Source organism: Arthrobacter rhizosphaerae, assembly GCF_023062595.1.
GTDB classification, from domain to species: domain Bacteria; phylum Actinomycetota; class Actinomycetes; order Actinomycetales; family Micrococcaceae; genus Arthrobacter; species Arthrobacter rhizosphaerae.
The window spans coordinates 254560-269695 of the sequence record NZ_JALLAN010000003.1 but is presented as its reverse complement, the minus strand read 5'-3'; the positions used below and the strand labels follow the sequence as shown (position 1 = coordinate 269695).

The window sequence follows — 15136 nt, the reverse complement described above, 5'->3', positions numbered from 1 at the left end:
TGCCTCCTACGCCCAGAGCTTGGCGAGGCCGGCCAGCGAGTTCCAGCCGAGGAACAGGGTCAGCAGCCAGGCGAGAGCACCGATGATGAGCAGCCACTTGGGATAAACATAGCCGTGCAGAAGGTCTCGGCGGCGCCAGGCCACCCACAGCAGGAGGGCGAAGCCCACGGGGAGGATAAGGCCGTTGAAGGCTCCGGCGAAGATGAGCAGCTGCTGCGGGGCCTGTCCGATCAGGAGGTAGGCGATGGCGCAGAAAGCGATGAAGCCAACGGTGATGAGGTTACGCGTGCGTTCCTTTGTTGAGGACTTGGTCACGAAGGAAACGGAGGTGTATGCCGCACCGATCACTGAGGTGATGGAGGCTGCCCAGAGAATCACGCCGAACATGCGCAGTCCGATCTGACCGGCGGCAGCTTCGAAAGCCGAGGCGGCAAGGTTGTTGTTGGCCAATGCCACGCCACCGGCCACGACTCCGAAAATCGCGAGGAACAGCAGGATTCGCATAACGCAGGTGACCATGATTCCCAGGATGGAGCTTTGGGTGATCTCTTTGACGTGCTCAACACCGGTGGCGCCGGAATCTAGCATCCGGTGGGCGCCAGCGTAGGTGATGTAGCCGCCGATGGTTCCGCCGATGAGCGTGGTGATCACCAGGAAGTCCACTTTCTCGGGCATCACCGTATTCCGGAGCGCTGCGCCCAGGGGAGGAGCGGAGACGATAGCCACGTAAAGCGTCATGAGGATCATGACGGCGCCCAGGATTACCACAATCTTGTCGAGTGCCAGGCCCGCCTTCTTGCTGAGGAAGATCAGGATGGCGATGACGGCGGAGATGGCGCCGCCAAGCTTGGGATCCAACCCCATCATGGCGTTGGTACCCAGGCCGGTGCCGGCGATGTTGCCGATGTTGAAGACCAGGCCGCCCAGGAAGACCAGGCCGGCGAGGAACCATCCCACACCCGGTAGGACCTTGTTGCCTAGCTCCTGGGCCCGCATCCCGGAAACGCCGATGACGCGCCAGACGTTGGTCTGTACCGCGATGTCCACGAGGATCGAAACGAGGATGGCGAACGCGAAGGCAGCCCCCAGCTGCACAGTGAACGCTGCTGTCTGGGTGATGAAGCCTGGACCGATTGCGCTGGTAGCCATGAGGAACATGGCTCCCAGGAGAGCCGAGCGCCTGCCGGCTTTTGTTGTGCTTGGTTTGAGTGTTGCTGTGCTTTCCACAGGGGCCGTCCAAATGGGTGTGGTGACCGTAGTCACAGGAGGGGTGTCATGGGCAACACTACAGACTGTTGAACAATCTGCGCAAGAGATTGTTCAACAATTATCAAAAACTATAAATTGATAGCGAGGGGACCGGAGGCCGTTTCGGCGGCTGCGAATGCCTTTTCGAGCCGCTCCACGGCAGCCGGGTAGTCGGTATCGGGTGCCAGCCGGCAACGTTGAGCTTCCTTCATGGCACGGAAGAATTCGGCTGTTTCAGGGACGCGAACGTCGCTCATGCCCGGAAAATCGATAGCATTTCCAGGGTCCAGTTCGTAGCGGCTCCACTTTTGGAGAACGGCATTGTGGCGTTCCGCTGCGGGGGCGAAACCGGGACGGTTCTCCGGCTTGCTTCTATGACGCAGGTCCAGTCTGCGGCTGCCGCTCAGAGTCAGTAGAGCAGCGGCAGCCCCGAGGCTCACCAATAGCAGTCCGACGACAGGCGACAGCACAGCCGGAATCAGCACAGCCGGGCCGATCACTACGAGGCCGGTGAACACGTTCCAGAACAGCGCGTCCGGCTCACTCCTGCCAAAACTGTTCTCGCTACGGGTGTTTTCCCTGGGCTTGGCCGCCGTAGGGTCGTTGCCGGATAGCAGGCCCGCATCGGAAATGGCGGGACTTCGGCTTATGCTCCGGTAGAGAACACGGACGGTGCATGCAATCGCGACCACCAGTACAGCAGCCCACAGGGCGATTTCGGCAGGCGCCATCGGCACGGCGTCAGGCATGGCGGGCATGGGACCACCTCCAGCGCTATTACCCGCTCGGCGCAGTCCTCCACGAATGCCGTATGAAGGTCGTGCGCCGCTTGAATTCAGTATGCGCCGACCCGTTGCGCCTCAGCTAGGCCCTTCTTCTGGCCGGTTCAGCCTTGGCGGGCCTTCTTGGCTTCCTTCTTCGCGGCCTCATCCTTGACACGCTGCGCTTCAGCGCGGACCGCGGCGTGTGTGGAGCGCTCAGCCACCAGCCAAGCAGGAGGCGCCTGCAGCAGGGCGGTGATTTCCGCCGTCGTTAGCGCTTCTTCAACTCCGCCACGGGCGAGGCCGCTGATGGAAACGTTCAGTTTCTGGGCCACAACAGGGCGGGGGTGGGGGCCGTTGCGGCGCAACTCGGCCAGCCACTCCGGCGGGTTGGCCTGGAGCTCGGCGAAGTCAGCACGGGTGATGACTGAATCCTGGAACTCCTGGGGTGTAGCGGGCAGGTAGATGCCGAGTTTCTTGGCAACGGTGGCCGGCTTCATGGACTGGGAGTTTGCAGAGGTCATGCTTCAAGGGTATCTGTACGCGCGCCTTGAACGCACCAGAGGAGGCGCCGTTCAGGCGCCATCCCCGTGCTGGTGGCGGTGAACGGCTGACGCTTTGGAATGGCTGACGGTACTGTGAAGCTGTGCCAGCAGACGATGAAATCCCCCAGGCTCCCGAACCTGCCCCTCCCGCTTCTCCTCCCGTTTCGACGGAAACGCCAATGGGCGAACCAGAAGCCGCCCGCCGGGGGCTGAGGTTTGCTTACGTTGCGGGGGTAACGCCGGGCAAGTGGATCCGCCGCTGGGAAGAGCGAATGCCTGACGTGCCGTTGCAGTCATTTATGTCCGACGACGGCCAGCAGCTCGCGGTGTTGCGGAACGGTTCTGCTGATCTCAGCTTCGTCCGCCTCCCGGTGGAGCGCGAGGGACTCAGTGTCATTCCCCTTTATGAAGAACAGCCGGTAGTGGTTGCACCGAAGGGCCACGAAATCTCTGTCTTCGAAGAGGTTGCCTTTGATGACCTATCGGAAGAAACCTTTCTGGATCCGGCCGAACTCGGGGGAGCAGAGAGTGCACTCCAGGTTGTGGCGTCCGGGGCGGGCCTGCTGATCCTCCCGATGTCAGTAGCGCGACACTTCAACGTCAAAGACACGGTGGCGCGGAGGTTGACCGGAGTGCCGGGCACGGAGATCGCGCTCGCCTGGCCGGCCGACGCGACCGACGAGGTAATCGAGGAGTTCATCGGAATCGTCCGCGGGCGTACCGCCCAGAGTTCCCGGCAGCCATCGGCGAACCAGGAGAAGCCCAAGAAGGCCCCAAAGCCTGACCGCAGGGGAACGGGCGGAGCCAAGAAACCGGCGGTGGCCCAGCGTTACGCCCCGAATCCTGACAAAGGCCGGGGCCGTGGTTCACGCAAAAAGGGCAAGCGCTAGCGGATTCGACGTCCTGGACAGCATCAGCGGTTCCCGGCTCTCAGTTTCCCGGTTTCGAAGAACGGGCGTAGCGGACAGTCCTGTTCCGGCCCAATGACTTTGCGCGGTAAAGAGCCGCATCTGCCGCGGCAATCAGTTCCTCGAGGCCTTCTGTATCCTCGTCCACAGCCACCAAGCCGTAGCTTACGGTTGGCATCTGAATACCAATCTCCCCGGAAGCAGCGTCCATGCGGCGGCTGATGTCCGTGGCGATGCCCTCGGCCCGGTAAGGACTGACACCAGGCAACAACAGGACAAACTCCTCGCCTCCATACCTTGCGACGAGGTCGGAAGACCGGACCGTCTGGGTGCACGCTATGGCGAACGCCTGTAGCGCGCGATCGCCGGCCGCATGACCGTGAGTGTCATTGATGGCTTTGAAATGATCCAGATCAGCAAGGAGAAGGGTTCCGGGAGCCCGCGTGTGCTGGAGCCTGAGTAGTTCTGCCTCGGCCAGATCGAGAAAGCCGCCGCGATTAAGCAGCCCGGTCAGTCCGTCACGCGTTGCGAACGTACGCAACGCGCGGGTCTGCTGCTCAGTGCTCAGTGCTGCCATGCTGAAGGAAGCCACCACCAGGAGAACCATGGTGATGCCAGTGGTGATGGCGGAACCGAAGTATGCCTGGAAAGTGGGGCCGTAGGGGCCCTCCAGAAGATACGCGATCAGCCGCAGGCAGTAGAACAGGGACAGCGAGCCGGCCGCGACAGCCATGGGAATGCGGATCTTGGAATAGCCCGGCTCGAGGTGCCAGAGTTCATTCGCGGCCAAACCAATAACCACGCTCATGGAGGCGAGGAAAACCGCGCCTCCAGACCATGTGTTGCCGGCCGGATTCTCCAGGCATGAGGCAGCAGCCGTTACCACCGGGCCTGCCAGCAGAAGCCAAGAACGCGGTACATGCGTGCGGAGAGAGCGGGCAGCCGCCCACACGCTGGAGGCACCTGCGACGAGCAGGCCGTGCCCTGCCGGAATGGCCAGCCATTGAAGGGGCGTTCCTTCCAGGAGCAACGACGCGGATCCGGCGAGGAACAGTATGAGCGCGAAACACCACCAGGCGCTGTACGCCGAGCGCGTGCTGCGGTACGCGGAGAAGTAGAAAAGGAGACCAAGAACCAAGGCCATCACTGCGAAAGCGACCCGGAGGGTGGCTGTATCGAGGACCATGCTCTTCTTCCCCCTGCTGAACGAGCCCGTGAAGCCCAAGTATCCCACTACCCGACGCCTCTGTAACGACCTTTTGCCGGAGTTTACCGGGAACCGTTGACCGCAGCACCGGATGTCCAGCGGAAACTGTTATTGCGTCAGGCGATACCGCTCGATTTGCTTCAGTCTCCGCTGGAGGCTGTCCCGCCGGGGGTGGGGGACGGCGTCGGACGTTTCAGCGGTGAGATCAATGTGCTTTGTGCCGTATTGCCAGAGCAAAAGGTCATCCAGCAGCCTGTCAGGTCCGGGAGAATACCGGTGGTCCAAGGCGCGTCGGACGTCGGTGATCCGGTTGGCGCTGAGAAGCTCTGCCAACTGGACTGTCTGGTTGAGGCCATGGGCGGCCATGAGCTCAGCTGCCCAGCCCCAATCGTCGTCGACCTTACGGTCCACGTGCGGCAGGAGCGTCCGCCAGACGTCCCGGATCCGGTTGGGGGTCAGCGGTGCCGCACCCTCGCCTTCCGCATCCCAGAAGCTGCGGACCTCCTCATAGCGCTCGTGCAGATCAGCGAACGCACCTTCCACTGTTTCCAGCATGGCGGCCGTTGCCGTGAATTGCCGGTCGAAATGCGGGGTCCAGGCTCGGGGATCTTCAGCTTTGAAGCGGATATCGTGCTCGATCTCGCTCCAGGCGTGGGCAAAGACCGTGCGGATCTGGCATTCAAAAAAGTAGCTGCCGTTCGCGGGCAGGTCAGGGTTGAATGCTTGCTGATAGTCCTTCACGGCATCGTTCTGGATGGTCCGCAGGATCAAATGACGGCTGGAGTACCCGTAGGTCCCGGATTCAATGGAACCGATATCCTTTTCCCGGTCGCCACGGCAGTCAAAAAGCTGACGCTGCCGTTTAATGAGGTTCGCCACCATAGCGTTCTCAGCCGGAAGCTTGGTAATGACACGGACTCCCACCATGTCGTTTAGCGTGCGGAACGGGTCCGGGAACTTCAGGACCGGAGGGTCTCCCACCTCCAGTGGCTCCTCCGTCCGCGAAATCTTCTCTCGAAAGGACTCAACAGTTTTGGTGCGGCCGGTGACAAACAACGGCGTGACTTCGGTGTCCTTGAGCATGCCACGCAGGATCAGCAAAACCTCGCGGGTGACAAGCTTCAGGGCCGGGCGCACCCGCTCATAAAGCTCAACATTTTGCTGCACAGCCTGCTTTTGGGCAGTGTCCAGGAGGTCCCAATTGCTCGCCATACAGTCAGCTTACGGCGGGGGTGCGACACGATGAGTCTGACACCCCGCCTGGCGGCACCGGCCACCCCGATGCAGGCAATCCAACCACCACAAATCGGGGTTGCATCCCAAAGGCCAAGGTAGGCTCGGATCTAACTGATGTGCATCGTCGAGACCAGGCGTCGCCGCAGTAGGCGGGACAGTTGGGGCATTGTCCGCTTCCTGTAGAACACGCCCCGAGGAGGATGCAGTGAAGCGGCACAAGTACCAGTACGGTGCAGACCCCAGTCAGTGGGGCGAACTTTTCCTGCCGGAGGCCAATGGCAAACAAACACCCAAAGGCGTTGTTGTGGTCATCCACGGCGGATACTGGCGTTCCCAATACGGTGCTGAATTGGGCGAACCGCTGGCTAGGGATCTTGCAATGCACGGCATGGCGGCATGGAACCTGGAGTACAGGCGGGCCGGAAACGGCGGTGGCTGGCCTCATACATTTGAGGATGTCCTGGCCGGCATCGACAAGTTGAGGGATCTCGCTGAAGAACACGACCTCGATCTTCGCAATGTGGTTGCGTTGGGGCATTCGGCGGGCGGGCACCTGGCCGTCTGGGCAGCAGGCCGTGACAAGCTTGGAACCCTGCCCGCGCCCGAGGCAGACCGTCAGCTGGTCCGTAAGAACGGCAACGGCGCCGTCCATCTCACCGGCGTTGTCAGCCAAGCCGGCCTCCTCAACATCGCTGACGCAGAAAAGCTGGACCTCAGCAACGGCGCTGTCAGCAACCTCCTTGGCGGGCCGGCACGGAGGTATCCCAAGCGCCACATGTACGTGGACCCTATGAGCACAGTCCCCCTGACAGTGCCTGTTTACGCCGTCCACGGCCTCGAGGACGACACCGTTCCCCTGAGCCAGTCCGAGGCCTATGCAATAGCGGCCCGGGCTGCAGGTGCACCCGTTCAGCTGCTGAAGTTGCCGGGAGACCACTTTGCCCTGATTGATCCGAAGGCGCCGTCATACCGCAAATGCCGGGAACTGGTTCAGGGCCTGCTGGGCTAAGTGGACGGGAATCGTCGGCGGGGCCCGGCTGGGAATGCGCGGAGGCCCCGCCTCAACCCGGAGCAATATTGGGTAGGGGCATCCCGTCGGCGCCTATTCGTCCCCTACACTGGATGGCAGGTGTGCCGGGAAGTCTGGTCGGCGTGACTTTGTCGACGCTACCTTGAGGACCTTGATGAGCCAGAATCCTGCACCAATTCCTCCACGCATCACCATCTTCGGACGCGGAAGCTACGCCGAGTCCCTGCGCATCGGCGAGATCCTCCGCAAAGAAACCGTTGGCGGAGCACTCTTGGTTGCCGCCGCCGTCATCGCCTTGGTCTGGGCAAACTCTCCGGCGTCAGACAGCTACTTTGCCTTGCGGGATTACAAAGTCGGCTACGAACCATGGCATCTGGAGCTCACCCTCGGAGCCTGGGCTGCCGACGGGCTCCTCGCGGTTTTTTTCTTCCTCGTAGGTCTTGAGCTCAAACGTGAATTCGTCGCCGGGGATCTGAGGCAGCTCAACAAATCAGTGGTTCCGGTGGCTGCCGCTGCCGGTGGCGTCCTCATACCGGCCGTCATATACGCCATCGTTAACCTCACCAGCCCGGAAACCCTTCGCGGCTGGGCCATCCCCACGGCCACGGACATCGCCTTCGCCGTCGCGGTCCTGGCCATCATCGGATCCCACCTTCCCAGCGCGCTGCGGATCTTTCTCCTGACATTGGCCGTTGTTGATGACCTGATTGCCATCACCATCATTGCCCTCTTCTACTCTGAGAACATCCAGCCGATGCCCCTGCTGCTCGCGCTGATCCCACTTGGCCTGTACACCCTCCTCGCCCAGAAGTACCGCCGGTTCTTTGGGACCCGCGTGTGGGCTGCCTGGCTCATCCTGCTGCCTTTAGGGATTGTTGTCTGGGGGCTGGTGCACGCTTCGGGAATCCATGCCACTGTGGCCGGTGTGCTCCTTGGCTTCGCGATCCCCGTCCTGCGTTCACAGGCCAGTGGCGGTCCCCAGGCCGGTCCTGGCCTCTCGGAACTCTTTGAGCACCGATTCCGGCCCATTTCTGCCGGCATCGCCGTGCCCATTTTTGCCTTCTTCTCAGCAGGCGTGGCCGTGGGCAGCTGGGACGGACTCCGTTCGGCACTGGCCGATCCGGTCGCCGTCGGCATCATTGCCGCGCTGGTGCTCGGAAAGCCGATTGGCATTATGGGCACCACCTGGGTTCTCACTAAAACGAGCAAAGCCGCCCTCGACAGCTCCTTCAAATGGATTGACGTCTTCGGAATCTCGTTGCTGGCCGGGATCGGCTTCACTGTCTCCCTCCTCGTTGCGGAGTTGAGCTTTGGGCATGGAACAGTTCAGGACGATCACGCCAAGGTGGGAATCCTCGCCGCGTCCCTACTGGCTTCGCTCCTGGCCACCGTGGTACTGCGCGCCAGGAACCGGGTGTACCGCCTGGAAGAGGAAGAGGAAAAGGTGGACGCGGACAACGACGGCATTCCCGATGTGTACGCCAAGGACACGCACTCCTGAATCCAGTGATTTCCGGGTTGGGCGGAAGGCCGCCACAATGAGGCATTCTCTGGCAGAGTAGGAAGCATGCTCACAGTAATCGGCGAAGGCCTGGTTGACGTTGTGCAACGTCCAACGGGAATTGAAGCCCACGTGGGCGGAAGCCCGCTGAACGTGGCGGTCGGGCTGGCGCGCCTCGGCCACCCGGTTCAGTTCATCGGCCGCTACGGGCGCGATGCCTTTGGTGATTCGGTGGCGGCCCACCTCAGATCAAGCTCCGTGATGGTGCCCCAGGGCCCGGACTCGCTGCCTACCAGCGTGGCCACCGCACTGATCGACGACGACGGCGCCGCTACCTATACGTTCGACCTCGCTTGGGAGCTTCCCGGCCTCATTGAGCGGCTTCCGTTCATGCTGCAGGGAACCACGCTGCTGCACACCGGATCCATTGCCACCATGCTGGCACCGGGAGCGGCGGAAGTGCTGGCCGCCGTCGAACACGCACACCCTTCTGCCACCATCAGCTTCGATCCCAACTGCCGGCCGAGCATCGTTGCCGATGTGGACTATGCGCGGCGGCAGGCAGAGAAATTCGTGTCGCTCGCGGACGTCGTCAAGGCCTCTGATGAGGACCTCGACTGGCTCTATCCCGGGGAGGACATACTGGAGTCTGCCCGCCGCTGGCTTTCCCTTGGCGGGTCCGAGGGTCCTGCGCTGGTGGTGGTGACCTGCGGCTCAGCAAACCCTTGGGGAATCACGGCTGCGGGGGAAGCCGAAGCAGTCACACCTGCGGTTGACGTCGCGGACACGGTCGGCGCAGGTGATTCCTTCATGGCGGCCCTGCTCTCAGGATTGGTGGATCTGGGATTGGACGGCGCACAGAATCGGAAGGATCTGCGTGCAATGCCCCCGGAGACCCTCGCTGAGCTCCTTGCCCATGCCGCCACTGCAGCCGCCGTCACAGTCTCCCGCGCGGGGGCCAACCCGCCCACCCGCAGCGAACTCAACCACGCCCTGGTCCTCAACGGAGACGTTGCCCCGGAAGGAAACATTCCCGCCGTCGGCCTCGCGGATTCTGACCGCACGTGAGGCCGATTCATACCGAAACTGAGAGGCAGCCATGACAGTACCTGACCCATTCGAAGCAGCATCCGGCATCGCATCGTTCCAAATGAGCAGCGAGTCCTTCCAAGACGGCCAGGTTCTTCCGCAAGCCCAAACCAGCGGTGTTTTGGGAGCCGGTGGTCAAGACGAATCGCCGCAGCTTAACTGGTCAGGGGCCCCCGAAGGAACCAAAAGCTATGCAGTTACAGTCTTCGATCCCGACGCGCCAGGCGGGGGATATTGGCATTGGGCAGTCGCGAACATCCCCGCGGACATAACCTCGCTGCAGGCCGGTGCGGGATCCCGCGACAATGCCCTCCTGCCTTCGGAGGCTGTTCAACTTAAGAACGACGCCGGCTTTTCGGGTTTTGTAGGTGCCGCTCCACCGCCCGGGCACGGGCCTCACCGGTATCTGCTGGTGGTGCACGCCCTGGACACCCAGCAAGTGGACGCTGCTCCGGACGATTCGGCTGCCTCGATAGTATCCAGGCTTGCAGACCGCACCCTGGGCCGCGCCAGGCTGATGGGCATGTTCGAACGGCGGTAGATCCAGGAACGTCCGTGCCGCTAGTGACGAGAGGCCCACGTAGACTTGCGTCATGCGGCTCGTAGCAAGTGACATTGACGGAACCATTCTGGGACACGACGGAAAAATCAGCGACCGCACCATCCGTGCCTTCCGTGCCTGCCGCGCTGCCGGCGTCGAACTTGTCTTCGTTACGGGAAGACCCCCGCGTTGGCTGCACCCGCTGGAGGACCAGCTTGGCCACACCGGGAGGGTCATCTGCTCCAACGGTGCCGTCGTCTGGGATCTCGAAGGAGACCGGTTGGTTTCGGCCCGGACCTTGGAGCTCAAGGCGGTGTTCGAGGTGCGGCGGATCATCAAGGAATTGCGGCCCTCTGCGCTCTTCGCGGCTGAAACCCTTACCAGTTTCCACCTGGAGCCGGGGTTCATCGAGAACGATTCCAGTGAACTCCTTGCCCAGTTCACTCCTGCACCCTTGCACACGACGCTGTCGGCAGATGATGCCGTGGTGAAGTTCCTCGCCGTCGTCCGTGAAGGAACAGCCGATGAGTTCCTGGCTGAGGTAGCGCCTGCGGTGGGACATCTGGCGTCGGTGACCCATTCTGCACCCACTGTGGCCATGCTGGAAATCGCCTTTCCCGGCATCAACAAAGCCGTGACCCTCGCTGAATACGCAGCCTCACTGGGGATAGAAGCAGCCGACGTTGTTGCCTTCGGAGATATGCCCAACGACATCGAGATGCTTAAGTGGGCCGGCGACGGCTATGCCATGGCAAGTGGACATCCCGCCGCAATCCGCGCGGCAGGCCAGCAGGCACCGCACTTTGACGACGACGGTGTGGCGCAGATCCTCGAGGCCAAGTTGCAGAAACTTGGTGTGGCGCTTTCCTAGGCGTCCTCAACTGTCCACCTCGCTCCCAGCCAACGGTCAACCAACGTTCATTTTGGCGCCCTACTCTTCCAATTACAGGGGATCACTCTAAGAAGGGGACGGGAAGAAAATGTCCAGGTACCGCAGTAACAGGGTTGAAGACCAGCCGTTGCGCCACGTGGAACCGGACGTGCACTGGAAGGCCCTCCGGCAGGGGGACCGTGTCCTCGTGCGCAGCGCGCCGGGCTTTGAGACGCGTGGCTTCGTAGACGCCGTCAGCCGGGACCACACCACCGTGTGGGTGGACCTCGACGGCGGCCGCGGCCGCACGCTGGTGCACTGCAGCGACGGCGTGGAGATTCTGCCCACCAGCTGAGGGCACGCCTTCGGGTTACGCTTCAGGAATGAGTGAGCCGCCGCCGTTCCTGGCGTCATTGAATGACGCGGGCGCTCCTGTGCCCATAGCCATGGCCCACCGAGGATTTTCCCTCGAAGGGCTCGAAAATTCCATGACGGCATTCCGTGCTGCGGTAGACCTGGGCTACCGCTATCTGGAAACGGACGTTCACACTACGGCCGACGGCGTACTGTTCCTCTTTCACGACGATCACCTTGACCGCATCACCGATGGTAAAGGCCGTATTTCCCACCTGAGCGCTGCAGAAGTGGCTGCCGCGAAGATCGGTGGGGTGGAGGCCATCCCTCTTTTTGACGAGCTGGTGAGTGAATTTCCTGATGTCAGGCTGAACCTGGATGTAAAGGACTGGAACTCGGTACGCAGCGTTGCCGCCGCCATCGAGCGCCATGGTGTACATGACCGTGTACTGGTCACCAGCTTCTCGGACCTGCGAAGGCGGGCTGTGCTCAGGCTCCTCAGTAAACCTGTGGCAGCATCTGCCGGTACGGTGACCAGCGCCGTGTTCGTGCTGCTGGGCAGGTTCCTTCCCACATGGCTGCTTAGGCGCGTCATGCGGGGAATCCATGCCCTGCAGGTCCCTGTCCGCCGAGGCAGGGTGCCGGTGGTGACTCCCGCTCTTATCCGGCGGGCGCACCGGCATGGATTGCAGGTTCACGTCTGGACCATCAATGAGGCAGCCGAAATGACCAGGCTCTTGGACCTTGGCGTGGACGGGATCGTGACGGACCGGGCGGATCTGCTGAAGCGTGTGCTGCAGGAACGGGAGGCGTGGCACGAGCCTTCCCGCTAGGCCAGACGCCTGTCAGCTCGGTGTCAGCTCGGGTGCAAACCGGCCGAGTGGTGCCATGGTGCGTGGTCCACTTGCAGTAACCGCGCCATGTCCAGAGCGGCCAGCGGGCGGCTGTAGTAGTAACCCTGGGCGCTGATGCAGCCGATACTGCGCAGGTACTCGGCCTGTTCCGCGGTTTCCACACCCTCCCAAACAGCTTCCAGGCCACATGCCCGGATGAGCTGCAGGACTGCTGCGATCAGTGCAGGCTGATCCGGGTCGGTGCCCAATTCCATGAGGATGGAACGGTCAACCTTCACCCGGTCAACAGGAAGTCGGCGCAGGTAGCTGATGGAGGAGTAGCCTGTGCCAAAATCGTCAATCTCCAGCCCGACGCCAAGTTTGCGCAGGCTGTTAAGGGAGTATCTGTCCAGCTCGTTCCCCATTATTATGGCCTGCTCCGTCAGCTCGAGGACGAGCAGGTCGGGGCTGAGATCGGCGCGGGTGAGGATGTCCCTCACTTCTTCAATAAACTCCAGGCGCTGGAGGTCAGTGGCTGCGATGTTTACGCGCATGGACATTTCAGGAGGCGCGATTCCGTCTTCGCGCCAATGACGTAGCTGCTCGATGGCGGTCCGGAGGACCCAGATACCCAGCACGGACATCAGGCCTGCATCCTCAGCGATCGGCAGGAACTCGTCCGGCATGACCATTCCGCGCTCCGGATGGTTCCACCGGACCAGGGCCTCCACACCCTCGATCCTCCCGCTGGCAAGCTCCACTATGGGCTGGTAAAAGAGCACCAACTCAGAGTCCGCTATAGCGCTCCTCAGGTCTTCAGCGAGCTGGCTCCTTAGCTGGCGGGCGTGAAGCATGGAAGGCTCAAATATTTTCAGCTTGCTCCGACCCTCAGCCTTGGAGGCGTACATGGCGATATCGGCTTCCACCATCAGTTGCTCAGCGGTTTCCCCGGGTTCACCGATCCGCAGGCCCATGCTTGCCCCGCAATGGATGCTGTCGTTGTCCAGTTCAATGGGTTCATTCAGCGCATGCAGGATCCTGGTGCCCACGCCCGCAGCGCGGGTCGCGGAAGTGGCGGGCATCAGGACGGCAAACTCATCCCCGCCCAAGCGTGCCACGAGGTCCGTTTCCCGGACCGCTTGCCTGATGCGTTCGCCCACCAGGGCAAGCACCCTGTCTCCGGCAGCGTGTCCTCGTGTGTCATTAATGCTTTTGAAAGCATCAAGATCCAGAAGCACGACGGCGGGCGGCGGGCGGTCCTCCGCGGCCTCGGCGTCGGCCTGTGCCTGGGCCAGTGCCGCTACAAACGCACTGCGGTTGGCCAAGCCGGTCAACGAATCAGTCAGGGCCATCGCCCGCATTTCCTCATGCGCCTGATGCAGCAGTTGCGTGCGGGATTCAACCCGTTGCTCGAGCTCCTGATAAATAATCTCGAGGTCCTCAGCCAGAAGATTGGTTCCCATGATGATGGCATCCAACTCATCCCGCGCAGGGGACACTTCTATCCTGGAATGCAGCTCGCCAGCAGCCAGCCGGACGATACCGTCAAGCAACTGTCCCAGGCGAGGGTCGTCTTCAGCGAACATCTCGCGGGCCCATCAGCGGCAGAGTGACCGGAACGGCGTCGGTTCGGGTCAACGGGAGCGTGCCGGGCGTTACCGGAACCCTTAGTGACTCTGACATGAACCCCCGCTTGCACTAGGGGAGAGGCGTCCGCCCTCCCGACTCCGTCCCCGATTGCGGGACGGAGCTGTGTCACTAAAATACCGCCCCTGCGCCGGTAAAGCACCCCTCGGCCAATAACTGGACTAATTCTGCTGGCTTTCGAAAATCAGGTCCGGGCCTTCCTATTCCAGGGAAAGATCATTCCAGTGCGGCTGCAAATGCGCGTACTTCCTCGCTGCGCTCGGTAGCGGACGCACTTTCGAATAGCACTTGCGCAGTCCTCAACTGTTCCTGCGCTCCGATTGAATCACCGTTGGCGAGCAACACCTTACCCAACAGGAAACGCGCTTCTCCTTCTGTTTGAGTAGGCAGGAATTCCGATCGCGCGCATACAGATTTCGACAAGGTAAGCGCGTTTTCCATGTCTCCGGTCAGGAAATACCAGTACGCCCGAACAAAAGACATTTCCAAGCGGTCACGTTCACTTCCGCCCACAATGTCGGTGGCCAGTTCGGCCCGTTCAATACACCGGAGCGTCGCAGGATCGGTCAGGTTTGCCTCCAATCGCATCACTGCCGAGGCCCTGTTGAAATGTGCCCATAAATCAACGTCTTTCGAATGCGAAAGCTGCTCAGCCGCCATGTCGTGGTACCGGCCGCCCTCTTCAATCCGCTTGCTGAGGAACGCCACATTGCCGATGACCCAATAGGCTTTCCCCGCAGTATCCTCATCCACCAGATCCGTCAACAACGTCTCCAGCACCAGGGATTCCCGCCAAGCCTCATCGACCCTGCGGCTCTCGGCGAGGGCGGCGATCAATCCCCGCTGAGCCTGAATCTGCAGGTCCACCTGCTCTTCGTCCCCGGACACAAGTTCGGCAGCGCGGGCGGCATTCGCGGCCGCCTCCGCGAGATGGCCCAGCCCCTGATGAGCGGTGGAAAGCATGATATGCGTGCGGGCGGCCAGCGCAGGTTTGGCGGCGGAGAGGGGATGTTCGGCCAGTTGCCGGGAAAGTTCGAGACAGTCCCAGAGCGATTCCAGGTCCCGCTGGCATTCCGCCTGAAGGTACGTCATGTTCCACCAGCCGGTCTGGTCGCCGGCTTCAAGGGACTCACGCGCGGCTTCCCTGGCCAGATCCAAAGCCGCTTGGAAGTCGCGGTTCCTGAAGCTCTCTCGGGCCTGCAGATCGGCAAGGACGTAGGGCGACAGTTTTTCGGGCTTGGCCATTCCCCAATTATCCACGGTGAGGGGGAACCTGCGGGTTACCTGCCCTAAAACTTAGAAATTCAATCGAGTGGATATTGATTATTGGGCGCTATAATAGCGTGCGTAATGCTTTACTGCATC

15 protein-coding genes are annotated in these 15136 nt (G+C 61.7%); 8 read left to right on the top strand and 7 right to left on the bottom strand.

Annotated features, from left to right (window positions below; genetic code table 11):
• Window positions 1–6: 6 nt before the first annotated feature.
• The 3 genes from MU551_RS06170 to MU551_RS06160 all read right to left on the bottom strand — a co-directional run bounded on the left by MU551_RS06170 (window position 7) and on the right by MU551_RS06160 (window position 2533).
• Window positions 7–1158, bottom strand: a complete 1152-nt coding sequence (locus MU551_RS06170) for an NRAMP family divalent metal transporter (RefSeq protein WP_247041837.1) — start codon at window positions 1156–1158, stop codon at window positions 7–9.
• Between the two features lie 179 nt (window positions 1159–1337).
• Window positions 1338–2006 carry a hypothetical protein gene (locus MU551_RS06165; RefSeq protein ID WP_247041627.1) on the bottom strand — a complete coding sequence of 223 codons (669 nt, stop codon included), beginning with the start codon at window positions 2004–2006 and terminating at the stop codon, window positions 1338–1340.
• A gap of 128 nt (window positions 2007–2134) precedes the next feature.
• Window positions 2135–2533 (bottom strand): DUF5997 family protein, encoded by a 399-nt coding sequence (locus tag MU551_RS06160; RefSeq protein ID WP_247041624.1) that lies wholly within the window; start codon window positions 2531–2533, stop codon window positions 2135–2137.
• Window positions 2534–2733: 200 nt separating this feature from the next.
• Here MU551_RS06160 and MU551_RS06155 point away from each other — a divergent pair, with 200 nt between their 5' ends.
• Window positions 2734–3444, top strand: a complete 711-nt coding sequence (locus MU551_RS06155; protein ID WP_247041621.1) for a LysR family substrate-binding domain-containing protein — start codon at window positions 2734–2736, stop codon at window positions 3442–3444.
• A 40-nt stretch (window positions 3445–3484) separates the two neighbouring features.
• Here MU551_RS06155 and MU551_RS06150 read toward each other — a convergent pair whose 3' ends face one another.
• Both MU551_RS06150 and MU551_RS06145 read right to left on the bottom strand, forming a co-directional pair.
• Entirely contained in the window at window positions 3485–4648 is a 1164-nt protein-coding gene (locus MU551_RS06150; RefSeq protein WP_247041620.1) for a GGDEF domain-containing protein, read from the bottom strand.
• Between the two features lie 129 nt (window positions 4649–4777).
• On the bottom strand, window positions 4778–5881 hold the full coding sequence (locus tag MU551_RS06145; protein ID WP_247041617.1) for a GTP pyrophosphokinase: 1104 nt from the start codon (window positions 5879–5881) through the stop codon (window positions 4778–4780).
• A 229-nt stretch (window positions 5882–6110) separates the two neighbouring features.
• On the opposite strand from MU551_RS06145, the gene MU551_RS06140 reads away from it, so the two are divergent.
• The 7 genes from MU551_RS06140 (at window position 6111) to MU551_RS06110 (ending at window position 12124) form a co-directional block, all read left to right on the top strand.
• Complete coding sequence (locus tag MU551_RS06140) at window positions 6111–6914, top strand: alpha/beta hydrolase fold domain-containing protein (RefSeq protein ID WP_247041615.1); 804 nt, start codon at window positions 6111–6113, stop codon at window positions 6912–6914.
• Window positions 6915–7089: 175 nt separating this feature from the next.
• Window positions 7090–8436, top strand: coding sequence for a Na+/H+ antiporter NhaA (gene nhaA / locus MU551_RS06135; RefSeq protein WP_247041611.1), 1347 nt, complete (start codon window positions 7090–7092; stop codon window positions 8434–8436).
• 66 nt (window positions 8437–8502) lie between these two features.
• Window positions 8503–9504, top strand: coding sequence for a carbohydrate kinase family protein (locus tag MU551_RS06130; protein WP_247041610.1), 1002 nt, complete (start codon window positions 8503–8505; stop codon window positions 9502–9504).
• A gap of 31 nt (window positions 9505–9535) precedes the next feature.
• A complete protein-coding gene (locus MU551_RS06125; RefSeq protein ID WP_247041608.1) occupies window positions 9536–10066 on the top strand; it encodes a YbhB/YbcL family Raf kinase inhibitor-like protein in 531 nt (176 codons plus the stop codon).
• Window positions 10067–10118: 52 nt separating this feature from the next.
• Complete coding sequence (locus tag MU551_RS06120) at window positions 10119–10937, top strand: HAD family hydrolase (RefSeq protein WP_247041606.1); 819 nt, start codon at window positions 10119–10121, stop codon at window positions 10935–10937.
• 109 nt (window positions 10938–11046) lie between these two features.
• The gene (locus MU551_RS06115; RefSeq protein WP_247041604.1) at window positions 11047–11292 is read left to right on the top strand and encodes a hypothetical protein; all 246 of its coding nucleotides are present in this window, start codon (window positions 11047–11049) and stop codon (window positions 11290–11292) included.
• Window positions 11293–11320: 28 nt separating this feature from the next.
• A complete protein-coding gene (locus MU551_RS06110) occupies window positions 11321–12124 on the top strand; it encodes a glycerophosphodiester phosphodiesterase family protein (RefSeq protein WP_247041603.1) in 804 nt (267 codons plus the stop codon).
• A gap of 23 nt (window positions 12125–12147) precedes the next feature.
• Here MU551_RS06110 and MU551_RS06105 read toward each other — a convergent pair whose 3' ends face one another.
• Both MU551_RS06105 and MU551_RS06100 read right to left on the bottom strand, forming a co-directional pair.
• Window positions 12148–13710, bottom strand: coding sequence for a putative bifunctional diguanylate cyclase/phosphodiesterase (locus MU551_RS06105; RefSeq protein WP_247041596.1), 1563 nt, complete (start codon window positions 13708–13710; stop codon window positions 12148–12150).
• Window positions 13711–13987: 277 nt separating this feature from the next.
• The gene (locus tag MU551_RS06100) at window positions 13988–15016 is read right to left on the bottom strand and encodes a hypothetical protein (protein WP_247041595.1); all 1029 of its coding nucleotides are present in this window, start codon (window positions 15014–15016) and stop codon (window positions 13988–13990) included.
• Window positions 15017–15136 lie beyond the last annotated feature (120 nt).